The sequence below is a fragment of the Polaribacter porphyrae genome, from assembly GCF_002954685.1.
Taxonomy (GTDB): domain Bacteria; phylum Bacteroidota; class Bacteroidia; order Flavobacteriales; family Flavobacteriaceae; genus Polaribacter; species Polaribacter porphyrae.
Window position 1 is genome coordinate 3,725,403 of sequence record NZ_MSCN01000001.1, and the last position, 12,723, is coordinate 3,738,125.

Genomic DNA, 12,723 nt, shown 5'->3' on the forward strand with positions numbered 1-12,723 from the left:
AAAAAGCTAAACCTAGTAATAATATTCAAATGCAAAAAGAAGAAAAAAATAACAATACTATTCTCGAAGAAGGCACCTACGAAATCATTCAAGGGCGTCTTCAAAAACAAAAAGAAGCACTTCAAAATAGACTTGGGCAGCTAAACCAAGAACGTGCAAAAGTATTTGGTAGTGTAGAAACCAAGCTGATTGCAAACAACAGAATCAATACAGAAAATAACTGCATTGCTAGAGACATTATTACGATTGGAGAGGTTAGTGTTTTTGGGTACAATGTACATTTTGGGTTAAGAACCGAAGTGAAATTAGATGATGTTTTCAGTATATATTCTTATGATGGTTCTCAATTTGTCAATAAAAAATTAGACCTTTTACAAAACGAAACCTTCATTACAGATTTTACTAATCTTTACAAATATTACAGAAATACTATTTTTAGCAAGTTCGCCATTGTTGGCAATTATTTGCATATGGTTTTTCAGTTGAGTGAAAGTCCAAGTGATATTAAAACCTTTAAATGGTTAATTGCTGACAGTAATTTAACCTATGTTGATAATAGAAGCGAACACGAATACGTGTTTCCAAATCAGCACGAATTCAAATGGCAAGAAGTTACAAGAGAGATGCATTTTTACGGAAAACATCCTCATATTGGTATTTTAGACAAGGTTTTTGTAGAAACTGTTGGAGGCGATTTAACCATTAAAATTGAGAATAATACAGAAGAAGGTAAAGGAATTTATGATGAGCCAGTTACGCACCCAGATCAAACTTTAGATGATGGACAATATAGATTTGCAGATTTAGGAAATCTGATTGTTTTAGAAATCAAACCTTTTCAAGAAGATGCTCGTTATTTTGTGTACAATCATAAAATTCAAGAGGTTAAAAAGATTGATACTGTTAAAGATGCAGCTGTTTTGTTGCCAAATGATCAAGGAATTATTTTTTCTAACGGATATTATTTGCAATCTGGAGCGTTTAAAATCTTCGACAATCAGTTGTCAGATTTAAAATTTCAAGACAAAATTACTTCGCAAAATGGCGAAGATTTTTTCTATGTTTTTTATCAAGAAAAAACCGGATTATATGTACTGATGTCTTACAATGTGATTGAGCAAGAAGTAAAAACGCCAATCATTTGTAACGGATTCACGTTCTTAAAAAATGGCGAATTGTGTTATTTTAAAGATGGCGAAGATCAAACCAGACATCACGTAATTCAAATTTGGCAAACTCCCTTTATTCAAGGGGCAGAAGTTCCATCAGAACATAAAGATTCATTCCTTTATAAAGTTGGAAATAAGGATATTGTAAAAGCAATGGCAGAATGTCAAGTGCTGATTACATTGTTAAATAAAGAAGATAATTATGATGGTTTGTATGAAGATATTGCCAAGACTTCTTTAGATATTATTGATAGTTATTATTGGATTAAAGAACCAAAAACCTACGAATTATCAATCCCTTTATCAGGCATAAATGAAGCTGCAAATGCTGCAATTGATGAGTTTGATAAAGTAGTACAACTGCGAAAAAATGCAGCAAAAATTACCGAAGAAATTTCGAGTAAAACCAATCGTTTTTTCAGTAAAATAAAAAGTACCTCTTTTAAAATAATTGATGATTTTGTACAAGCCTTATCAGAGTTAAGAACCTTGAGAGGAGAAATCATTGGTTTTAAAGAAGTACGTTATGTAGATGTTGATTATTTAGAAAAACTAGAAGAAGAACTTACAGCACAATCAGACACTATTTCGCAAAGATGTGTTGCTTTTCTGTTAGATGAAAAAGCCTTGTTGCCTTATCATAAAAGAGTAGCAGAAAAGGAAACTGCATTAGAAAATATTCAAAAAGTAATTGCAGGTAAAGCTTTAGAAGATGAGGTAAATCAGATTGTGGCAGATTTAGAATTGCTGATTGATATTGTTTCTAATTTAGAAATTGAGGATACATCACATTCTACCAAAATTATTGATGCCATTTCGTTGATTTTTTCAACTATAAATCAGTTAAAATCGGGCATTAAAAATAAAATAAAGTCGCTAAGTGCAGAAGAAGCCAATGCCGATTTTGCTGCCAAAATTAAGTTGATAGACCAAAGTATCGTCAACTATTTAGATATTGCAACTACTCCAGAAAAAACAGATGAACTACTGAATAAAGTGGCAATCCAATTAGAAGATTTGGAAGGTAGGTTTGCAGATTATGACCAATTTATTGCAGATATTCTTGAAAAAAGAGAAGAAGTTTACAATGCATTTCAGGCAAAGAAAAGTAGCATTATTGAAGCTAGAAATAAAAAAGCGATTGCTTTAGAAACGGCTGCAAAACGAATTTTAAACGGAGTTGTAAAAAAGGCAGAAAGCTTTAAATTTCAGAATGAAATCAATGGGTATTTCGCATCAGATTTAATGATTAATAAACTGCGAGACATCATCAAACAATTGTATGATTTAGATGATGGTGGAAAAGCAGAAATGATTGAAACTGGTTTAAAAACCGCCAAAGAAGATGCTACAAGAAAGCTTAAAGACAAGCAAGATTTATATGAAGATGGAGAGAATGTAATTAAGTTTGGAAAACATAAATTTGGAGTCAACAAACAGGTTTTAGATTTAACGATTGTTTATAAAGATAAATCACTTTTTTATCATTTAACAGGAACTGATTTTTACCAAGAAATTGACAATGAAATCTTACTAAAATCAGAAAAATACTGGAATCAATCTTTTGTTTCAGAAAATGAAAATATATACAGAGCTTCGTATTTAGCTTACAGAATTACCCAAGAAAATTCCATCGAAAAACTGTATAACACTTCTGATGAAGCCTTACTGGAATTGGTGAAAAGTGTAGCTTCTAAAAGTTATACAGAAGGTTACACAAAAGGAGTTCACGATTTAGATGCTTATAAGGTTTTAAAGACGTTTATTGTTAAAGAAACCTCTTTAGGTTTGTTGAAATTCTCTCCGAAAACAAGAGCTTTTGCACAATTATTTTGGCATTGTTTATCAGAAGAAAAAAGCACATTTTATGGAGACAAAATCAAAGCTTCTGCGGAAGTGTTGCGTGTGTTTATGAAAAGTAAAAGTCATTTACAATTAGTAGAAGATTTAGGGAAATCCATTCATAAAGTTTTTAAAGAACATTTGAAAAATATTTCTGAATACGAGGCTTCAAATCAAACTGAAATTGCTACCTATTTATTTAAAGAATTGAGTGATGAAGTTTCATTTTCTGTAAGTCAGAAGTCCATCTCTTTATTTGATGAATTTACCAAAGTAATTAATGACAAGAAGAATGTTCAAAATTTAAGAACCGAAATTCAATTGATTGAAAATGAATCATATAAAATTGATTTAGCAACAGAATGGGTTTCATCATTTATAAAAGCTGAACATCCAGAAGACATCAACTATTTGTATGAAGTGGTTTGTTTGTTTTTATATGAAGATAAATCTGCCAGAAATATTGTAAATGTTGAAGCAGAAGAAATCATTACAAATTTATCAGGAAGTCATCCTTCTATAAAAAATCAAGAATTATTGTTTGATTATCATCAATTTGTACAACAATTAGAGCATTTTGCTATTGTGGAAATTGCAGGATTCAATCAATATAAAAAAGAAAAACACCAAGTTACAGAAGATTTAAAAGAAGCTTTAAAGCTTGAAGAATTCAAGCCAAGAGTTTTGACTTCTTTTGTGAGAAATCAATTGATAGATCAAGTGTATTTGCCACTTTTTGGCGATAATTTATCCAAACAATTGGGAAGTGTAGGTAGCAATAAACGTACAGACAGAATGGGTATGTTGTTGTTGATTTCGCCTCCAGGTTATGGTAAAACTACGTTGATGGAATATTTGGCAAACAGATTAGGTTTTATTTTTATGAAGATAAATGGGCCAGCAATTGGTCACGAAGTTACTTCTGTAGATCCAATGTCTGCCAACAATATTGCTGCTCGTGAAGAGTTAAAAAAACTGAATCTTGCTTTTGAAATGGGGAATAATGTGATGTTGTATTTAGATGATATTCAGCATTGTAATCCAGAGTTTTTACAAAAATTTATTTCTTTAGCAGACGGAACACGTAAAATTGAAGGTGTTTATAATGGGCAACCTAAAACATACGATTTTAGAGATAAAAAGTTCTGTGTAATTATGGCTGGAAATCCATACACAGAAAGTGGAGATAAGTTTCAAATTCCAGATATGTTAGCCAACAGAGCAGATATTTACAATTTGGGAGATATTATTGGTGATACTGAATCTTTATTTAAAATGAGTTTGATTGAAAACTCGTTGACTTCAAATCCTATTTTAAATCAGATATCCAATACGCATTTTGAGGATATTTATCAATTGATGAAAATTGTAGAAACAGGAAATCGAGAAGGAATTGAGTTAAAAGGCAATTATACCAAACAAGAATTGAATGATTACTTGTCTGTTTTAGAAAAAGTAATGATTGTAAGAGATAGAGTAATGGAAGTGAATGCAGCGTATATAAAATCGGCTGCAATGGATGAGCAAAACAGAACAGAACCAGCCTTTAAATTACAAGGATCTTATAGAGATATGAATAAATTGGTGGCAAAAATTGTTCCGATTATGAACAACAAAGAGCTGGAAATTTTATTGTTATCTCATTATGAAAACGAATCGCAAACCTTAACTAGTGCAGCTGAATCCAATTTATTGAAATACAAAGAATTGGGTGGTTTATTAACTTCAGATGAAAAACAACGTTGGGAAAACATTAAAGCTACTTTTGTAAAAAACAACAAATTAAAAGGTTTTGGTAATGCCAATGAAATGGCTCAAGTTTTAGCACAGATGATGCAGTTTAGCGAAAATTTGGAGGGAATTCAAGAAGTTTTACGAAAAGGATTAGAGAAATAAACGAAATAATGTATTTTTGATTTATCAATTAGACAATATTTATGAGCGAAGTAAGACACAACTGGACGAAAGAAGAAATATTAGAAATTTACAATAAACCTTTAATGGAATTGCTGTATGATGCAGCAACAATTCATAGAAAACAACACGACCCAAATGTTGTTCAAGTATCTACTTTATTATCAATAAAAACAGGAGGTTGTTCTGAAGATTGTGGGTATTGTCCACAAGCAGCAAGATATCATACCAATGTTGAAGGTAATGATTTAATGACTGTTAATCAGGTAAAAGCTCAAGCTTTACGTGCCAAAGAATCTGGAAGTTCTAGAGTTTGTATGGGTGCAGCTTGGAGAAATGTGAAAGATGGGCCAGAGTTTGATCAAGTTTTAGAAATGGTAAGAAGTATCAATAAACTAGAAATGGAAGTTTGTTGTACACTTGGTATGGTTACTGAAAATCAGGCTCAAAGATTGGCAGAAGCAGGTTTGTATGCATACAATCATAATTTAGATTCATCAGAAGAATATTATAAAGAAGTCATTTCTACAAGAGGTTATCAAGATCGTTTAGATACTATTGATAATGTGCGTAAAACAAACGTAACTGTTTGTTCAGGTGGAATTATTGGAATGGGAGAATCTGCTGAAGATAGAGCAGGAATGTTGGTGGCTTTATCGACTTTAAATCCGCAACCAGAATCTACACCAATTAATGCTTTAGTTGCAGTTGAAGGAACACCTTTAGAAGATGAAAAACCTGTAGAAATTTGGGATATGATTAGAATGGTAGCTACAACTAGAATTGTATTGCCAGAAACACAAGTTCGTTTATCAGCAGGAAGAACGCAAATGAGTAGAGAAGGACAAGCGATGTGTTTCTTTGCAGGAGCAAATTCTATTTTTGCAGGAGATAAATTATTGACAACTCCAAATCCTGATGTAAATGAGGATATGAAAATGTTTGAGTTACTTGGCTTAAATCCGCAGAAACCCTTTACTAAAAAGGTACAACCACAAACTGTAGAAGCTAAAGATTCTCAACTTGAAGCGTTAGGAGAAAAACCCAAATGGACAAGACCAGACTATAAAATTGAAAGAAACGAAGCTGCTAAACAAAAAGGGAAAGCAGTAAAGATCTAAAAAGATACAACTTTTATATGATAACCATCGTCTAATTTTTAGAGGATGGTTTTCTTTTTTTTGTAACTTTTTTCTTACAATTTGTTAACTTTGTATTTTAATTTTTCAATCAATGAGTTTAGATTTATCTCAAATAGATCGTGTAAAAACAATAACGAAAGAAGATTTTATTAACAACTACTTCAAACCTCAAAAACCTGTAGTTATTGAGAATTTTATTGAAGATTGGCCAGCATATAAAAAATGGAGTTTAGCTTATATGAAGGAAGTAGCAGGTGAAAAAGTTGTGCCTTTATATGATGATAGACCTGTAGATTACAAAGATGGTTTTAATGAGCCTCATGCCACAATGAAAATGGCTGATTATGTAGATTTATTAAAAAAAGAGCCAACAAAATTTAGAATTTTTCTTTGGAATATCTTAAAAGAAGTGCCTATTTTACAAAAAGATTTTAAGTATCCAGATTTTGGTTTACGTTTGATGAAAGGTTTACCTATGTTGTTTTTTGGGGGTACAGATTCCTACACGTTTATGCATTATGATATTGATTTAGCAAATATTTTCCACTTCCATTTTGAAGGAAAAAAAGAGGTAATTTTATTTGATCAAAAACAGAATAAACATCTTTATAAAATTCCTTTTTCATTAATTACAAGAGAAGATATCGATTTTTCAAACCCAGATTTTGAGAAATGGCCAACATTAAAAAACGCAAAAGGGTATATTGCAAATTTAGAACATGGAAACACCTTATATATGCCTGAAGGTTATTGGCATTATATGAAATACTTAACACCTGGTTTTTCTATGAGTTTAAGAGCCATAGCTAGAAATCCTAAAAATCTTGGCAAAGCTGTGTATAATGTTTTTGTAATGAGGACTATAGATAATATTATGAGAAGAATAAGAGGTCAAAAATGGATTGACTGGAAAAATGAGCAGGCAATTAAATAAATTTAACATTTTTTATAATAGATAGTTGATTTTGAGTATATTGCATCGTCAAACAAACTATTCTAACTATGAAAGCCTGTCCAAGATGTAAATCTGTGTCTAGGCACAGAATGAAAAGAAAGGCAGTTGTTAAATTAATACCAGGTACAAAATCTTATGCTTGTGATAAGTGTAACACACAATACACTTGGTTTTCTTTTATCAATCGTTCTTTAAGAGTTTAAAAAAATCCTCGCATTTTGCGAGGATTTTTGATTATTATTAAGTACTAACGTTTTTATAACGTCTTTATCCATCTATATAAATCATTACCATTAGCAAAGAGAAGTAATGCAACTAGAATGATAAAACCAGTTACTTGGGCATATTCTAAAAATTTATCTCCAGGCTTTTTACCAGTAATCATTTCCCAAAGGGTAAAAACTACATGCCCACCATCTAAAGCAGGTATTGGTAATAAATTCATAAAACCTAACATTATAGATAATAAAGCTGTTATTTCCCAAAAAGCTTGCCAACTCCAAGTATTTGGAAAAATATCCATAATAGCTTTAAATCCACCTAAACCTTTGTAAGCACCTGTACTTGGATTAAAGATTTTCTTTAATTGCTTTACATAGTTGGTAAGTGTTTCCCATGCTTTATTTAATCCTGCTGGTATTGCCTCTCCAAAAGAATATTTATTATTAGCCAATTGATAATACCCTAACTTTTCTAAATTTTTGAAAGTTACAGTTGTAAATACAACACCAAGTGTACCTTTTTCAGTTATTTGTAAATCAATATTTTTTGTTTCTTTGCCTCTTAAAACTGTAGCACTAACTTTTTGTCCTTTATATTTTCCTAGAATAGTTTTGGCTTCATCATAATATTTTATAGATTCTCCATTAACACTAGTTAGTATGTCTTTTACCTTTAATTTTGAATCAACATTAGGAGAATCATCAGAAATTTTACCGATTGTAAAAGGATATCTTGGGTATAAAAAAGGACCAGCATCTTTACCTCTATCCATTAATTGAGATATGAAGTTAGTTGGTATTTTTTTATCAATTATTTGCCCATTTCTTTCTATTTGATACTTATCGCCATTCACAAATTCAAGAGATAAACTAGAAAATTGTTTTACACTTTCTCCATCTACTGATAAAATTTTATCACCAGTTTGCAACCCTAAATTTACAGCCAAAGAATCTTGTACCCAAACTCCATCTTTCACATTTTCGTTTGGTAAAAATTGCTCACCATAAGCCCACATTAACATGATGTAAATAAAAATACCGAGTACAAAGTTTACAAAAACACCACCTAACATTATTATTAAACGTTGCCAAGCTGGTTTTGCCCTAAACTCCCAAGGTTGTATAGGTTGTTTTAGTTGTTCTTTATCCATACTTTCATCTATCATACCTGCTATTTTTACATAGCCTCCTAAAGGAATCCAACCAATTCCGTAAACAGTTTCACCAACTTTTTTCTTTAGAATAGAGAATTTATAATCGAAGAATAAGTAGAATTTTTCTACTCTTGTTTTAAATAGTTTTGCAGGGATAAAATGCCCCAACTCATGTAATACAATTAATAAAGATAAACTTAAAATAAATTGTGATGCTCTTATTAGTATTTCCATTCAGCGTTAAATCAAATAATTTTTAAACGCACAAATGTACGTTTTTACAAAGAGTTTAAAAAGAACTAAATAAGTTCGTTTTTTATTTTAACAAAGATTTTAGAGCATTTTAGCTATGATAAACTTCTTTACAATTTTTATAAGCTTTAAATTTGCAAAAATTAATTGTTTAATGGATTTTAAATTCTTCAAAAAAAGTAAATCAACAATACTGTTTTTAATTGTTTTTTCTGCAATTTCAATACCTGTTTTTTATCATTTATTAAAGGTTGATAAAAAATTGAAAATTTATAACCCAGCAGATGTTAACCCTAGTTTAGTGCATCAATCTATAAAACATATCACTAAAGACCATAAAATTGCAGATTTTAAACTCATCAACCAAAATGGAGAATTTATAACTAACAAAGATTATAAAAATAAGATTTATATAGCTGATTTCTTCTTTACAAGATGTACCAATATTTGTATAGCCATGGCATACAACATGAGTGAGTTACAAGAGTTTTATAAAAGTGATGATGATATTCTATTTTTATCTCATTCAGTAACCCCTAAAATGGATAGTGTTTCTGTATTAAAAGAATATGCAATTAATAAGGGAGTAATTGATGGTAAATGGAATGTAACTACTGGCTCTAAAAAACATATATACGAGTTAGCTAGAAAAAGCTATATGGCTGTAATTGAAGAAGGTGATGGGGGTGAAGATGATTTTATCCACACAGAACAGTTTATTTTAGTTGATAAAGAAAGAAGAATTCGTGGCTTTTACGATGGCACTGATAAAGAAGATATGGAAAAGTTAAAGAAAGATGTTGCTTTGTTAAAAGACGAATATACAAGTGAATAATTTGTTTAGAATCATTCTAAATTCTTATATTTGTTAAAACTTTTATTCCTGTAATTTATGTTGAACTTAACTCACTAAAGCAGGAATATTTTTATATAAATTAATTGAGTACAATTGCTTCTTTACAAGTTGGTGAAACAGGATATATCTCTGAAGAATCTTTAGATTTTATTCCTTTAAAATTATTAGAAATGGGTTGTTTGCCAGGTGCAGAAATTGAATTAATACAGATTGCACCATTAAAAGACCCACTTTACATCTGTGTTAATGGTAGTCATTTGGCAATTAGAAAAGAAACTGCTTCTCAAATTCAAATCCTAAAAAGCAATTTATAAATGTCGAAAAATACGATAAAGGTTGCTTTAATAGGAAATCCAAATACTGGTAAAACATCATTATTTAATCAACTTACAGGTTTAAACCAAAAGGTAGGAAATTATCCAGGAGTTACTGTCGATAAAAAACAAGGGATTAGCAAATTATCAGCAACTCAAAACGCAATTATTACTGATTTACCAGGCACTTACTCTATTAACCCAACATCTTTAGACGAAAGTATTGTTTTAAAAACGCTTTTAAAAAAAGATATAAAAGAATCTCCAGATGTAATTTTAGTTGTAGCTGATGTAGAGAATTTAAAAAGAAATTTACTGCTTTTTTCACAGATAAAAGATTTAGAAATACCTACAGTTTTAGCAATAAACATGGCAGATCAAATGGCTAAAAAAGGGATTTCAATAAATATCTCCTTGTTAGAAAAAGAATTAAATACTAAAGTTGTTTTAATAAGTGCTCGTAAAAATGAAGGTATTAATGAATTAAAAGAAGCTTTAATATGCTGTCATCTAGCTGCTAAATCTTCTCCTTTATGTGGAATAAATTATAAAGTAGACCCAGAGTATTTTGATGAGCTAAAAAAGATAAGCCCAAACTACTCTTTATACAAATTGTGGTTGATGGTAACTCAAAATAATTTTCCTGATGAAATAACAAAAAAGGAAAAGGATAAACTATTAGCTTTTCAACAAGATATTTCTAAACTCAAAAAGTATCAGCACAAAGAGACTATTTATCGCTATCAAGAAATAAATAAAATACTCAATAAAACCTATAGTATTGATAAATCTAAAGCTACAGATTTACGAAGTAAATTAGATAAAATATTTACACATAAAATATTCGGTTATGTGTTGTTTTTCTTGATTTTATTAGTCATTTTTCAATCTATTTTTGACTGGGCTTCTTACCCAATGGATTTTATTGACAATACTTTTGCATCACTATCAAACTTTGCAAAATCAAATTTACCAAATGGAGTACTGACTGACTTATTAACAGAAGGTATAATTCCTGGAATAGGAGGAGTAATTATATTTATTCCACAAATAGCAATCTTATTTTTATTTATTGCTGTTTTAGAAGAAACTGGCTATATGAGTAGAGTAGTTTTTTTGATGGATAAAATTATGAGACGTTTTGGGATGAATGGTAAAAGTGTAATTCCTTTAATTTCGGGAACTGCTTGTGCAATTCCAGCAATTATGGCAACAAGAACCATTGCCAGTTGGAAAGAACGTTTAATTACAATTTTAGTAACCCCATTCGCCACTTGTTCAGCACGTTTACCAGTTTACGCTATTCTTATTGCGTTAGTGATTCCTAATAAAAAGGTATTAGGTTTTTTAAATTTACAAGGATTGGTTTTATTGTTATTGTATGCTTTAGGCTTTTTAACAGCTATTTTAGCAGCTTATATTTTACACAAAACGCTCAAAATAAACTCAAAATCATTTTTTGTGGTAGAGATGCCTAACTACAAAGTACCTTCTTTTAAAAATGTATTTTTTGAAGTCGTAGAAAAAACAAAAGCCTTTGTATTTGGTGCAGGTAAAATAATTTTAGCACTCTCAATAGTACTTTGGTTTTTAGCTTCTAATGGAGGCAGTGATTTTAAAAATGCTGAAAAAATAGTTGTTGAAAATGTTGCTAATCAAAATTTGAATGATGATGAATTACAACAAAAAGTAGCATCTAAAAAATTGGAGAAATCTTACATTGGTATGCTTGGCAAGACTATAGAACCTGTAATAAAACCATTAGGTTATGATTGGAAAATTGGTATTGCTTTAATTACTTCTTTCGCAGCTCGTGAAGTTTTTGTTGGTACTTTAGCAACTATTTACAGTGTTGAAGCTGATGATGAAGACACAACAACCATAAAACAAAAAATGGCATCTGAAATGAATCCAGATACTGGAGCTAAACGTTTTAATTTTCCAGTTGGAATGTCACTATTAATTTTCTATGCTTTTGCAATGCAATGTATGGCAACTTTAGCCATTGTAAAACGAGAAACCAAATCATGGAAATGGCCTATTATTCAATTGTTTGGAATGGGTTTGCTAGCCTATATATCATCATTAATTACATATCAAATATTAAGCTAATGCAAGAAATAATCGTATATGTTTTAGTTTTGCTAGCAATAATTTTTTTTATTAAAAAATATATTTTTCCATCAAAAAGTGATAAAAATTGTAATTCAGATTGCAACTGTCACTAAAACCTTAACACAACATTAAGATTTCTGAAAGTAAGGTTTTTTAATTTTGATGACACACAAATTATTACAATAATTTTTAGAAATATGAAAAAAGCTATCTTATCAATTGCAATTTTTGCAATCACTTTAACGACATCTACAGAAGTAACAGCTCAAGATTTTCCTAAAATGGATGTAAGCCCTATGGATGCAGCTTCTTACCCAGTAAATTGGAGAAATGCAGACAAGCTAGTAAAAGTAATCTATAGCAGACCACAACTAAAAGGAAGAGATTTAGACAAATTAGCACCAAAAGGAAAAGTCTGGAGAACAGGTGCAAACGAAGCTGCAGAAATTACTTTTTATAATGATGTTATTTTTGGAGGTAGCAAAGTAAAAAAAGGTACTTATACACTATTTACTATCCCAGCTGATGGTGAATGGACAATAATTTTAAGTAACCAAAAAAATGTTTGGGGATCTTATTTTTACAAAAAAGATGAAGATGTAGTTAGGGTTACTGGTAAAGTGTCAAAATCTAAAAAATCTCTTGAATCTTTTTCAATAGTTTTTACTGGAGAAGAAGATGAAGCTACAATGCATTTGGGGTGGGCAAATACTATAATTAGTGTCCCTGTTGCTAAAAAATAATATAGAAAAATATAATAAAAAAAGCCTCAAAAAATATTTTTTGAAG

Annotated in this window: 9 protein-coding genes; 8 read left to right on the forward strand and 1 reads right to left on the reverse strand. The window is 30.2% G+C overall.

The annotated features are described in order from the left end of the window. Positions 1-29 precede the first annotated feature (29 nt). The 4 genes from BTO18_RS16650 (at position 30) to BTO18_RS17760 (ending at position 7,225) form a co-directional block, all read left to right on the forward strand. Positions 30-4,907, forward strand: a complete 4,878-nt coding sequence (locus BTO18_RS16650; protein ID WP_105017617.1) for a DNA repair ATPase — start codon at positions 30-32, stop codon at positions 4,905-4,907. A 41-nt stretch (positions 4,908-4,948) separates the two neighbouring features. Beyond that, positions 4,949-6,046 carry a biotin synthase BioB gene (gene bioB, locus BTO18_RS16655; protein ID WP_105017311.1) on the forward strand — a complete coding sequence of 366 codons (1,098 nt, stop codon included), beginning with the start codon at positions 4,949-4,951 and terminating at the stop codon, positions 6,044-6,046. Positions 6,047-6,158: 112 nt separating this feature from the next. After that, entirely contained in the window at positions 6,159-7,001 is an 843-nt protein-coding gene (locus tag BTO18_RS16660; RefSeq protein ID WP_105017312.1) for a cupin-like domain-containing protein, read from the forward strand. Positions 7,002-7,069: 68 nt separating this feature from the next. Next, entirely contained in the window at positions 7,070-7,225 is a 156-nt protein-coding gene (locus tag BTO18_RS17760; protein ID WP_170063305.1) for a hypothetical protein, read from the forward strand. 53 nt (positions 7,226-7,278) lie between these two features. Here the strand turns inward: BTO18_RS17760 and rseP are convergent, their stop codons facing one another. Beyond that, on the reverse strand, positions 7,279-8,631 hold the full coding sequence (gene rseP, locus BTO18_RS16665; protein WP_105017313.1) for an RIP metalloprotease RseP: 1,353 nt from the start codon (positions 8,629-8,631) through the stop codon (positions 7,279-7,281). 172 nt (positions 8,632-8,803) lie between these two features. On the opposite strand from rseP, the gene BTO18_RS16670 reads away from it, so the two are divergent. The 4 genes from BTO18_RS16670 (at position 8,804) to BTO18_RS16690 (ending at position 12,677) form a co-directional block, all read left to right on the forward strand. After that, positions 8,804-9,484, forward strand: coding sequence for an SCO family protein (locus BTO18_RS16670; RefSeq protein ID WP_105017314.1), 681 nt, complete (start codon positions 8,804-8,806; stop codon positions 9,482-9,484). A 104-nt stretch (positions 9,485-9,588) separates the two neighbouring features. Then, positions 9,589-9,819: a FeoA family protein gene (locus tag BTO18_RS16675; RefSeq protein ID WP_105017315.1), complete on the forward strand. Its 231-nt coding sequence runs from the start codon at positions 9,589-9,591 to the stop codon at positions 9,817-9,819. After that, positions 9,820-11,931 (forward strand): ferrous iron transport protein B, encoded by a 2,112-nt coding sequence (feoB, locus tag BTO18_RS16680; RefSeq protein ID WP_105017316.1) that lies wholly within the window; start codon positions 9,820-9,822, stop codon positions 11,929-11,931. It abuts the gene before it with no gap. Between the two features lie 200 nt (positions 11,932-12,131). Next, positions 12,132-12,677 carry a DUF2911 domain-containing protein gene (locus BTO18_RS16690; protein WP_105017318.1) on the forward strand — a complete coding sequence of 182 codons (546 nt, stop codon included), beginning with the start codon at positions 12,132-12,134 and terminating at the stop codon, positions 12,675-12,677. The last annotated feature ends 46 nt before the right edge of the window (positions 12,678-12,723 follow it).

Coding starts and splice junctions, on each gene's coding strand:
- BTO18_RS16670 (WP_105017314.1), top strand. CDS start 8,804: ATGGATTTTAAATTCTTCAAAAAAAGTAAATCAACAATACTGTTTTTA.
- bioB (WP_105017311.1), top strand. CDS start 4,949: ATGAGCGAAGTAAGACACAACTGGACGAAAGAAGAAATATTAGAAATT.
- BTO18_RS17760 (WP_170063305.1), top strand. CDS start 7,070: ATGAAAGCCTGTCCAAGATGTAAATCTGTGTCTAGGCACAGAATGAAA.
- BTO18_RS16650 (WP_105017617.1), top strand. CDS start 30: ATGCAAAAAGAAGAAAAAAATAACAATACTATTCTCGAAGAAGGCACC.
- BTO18_RS16690 (WP_105017318.1), top strand. CDS start 12,132: ATGAAAAAAGCTATCTTATCAATTGCAATTTTTGCAATCACTTTAACG.
- rseP (WP_105017313.1), bottom strand. CDS start 8,631: ATGGAAATACTAATAAGAGCATCACAATTTATTTTAAGTTTATCTTTA.
- BTO18_RS16660 (WP_105017312.1), top strand. CDS start 6,159: ATGAGTTTAGATTTATCTCAAATAGATCGTGTAAAAACAATAACGAAA.
- feoB (WP_105017316.1), top strand. CDS start 9,820: ATGTCGAAAAATACGATAAAGGTTGCTTTAATAGGAAATCCAAATACT.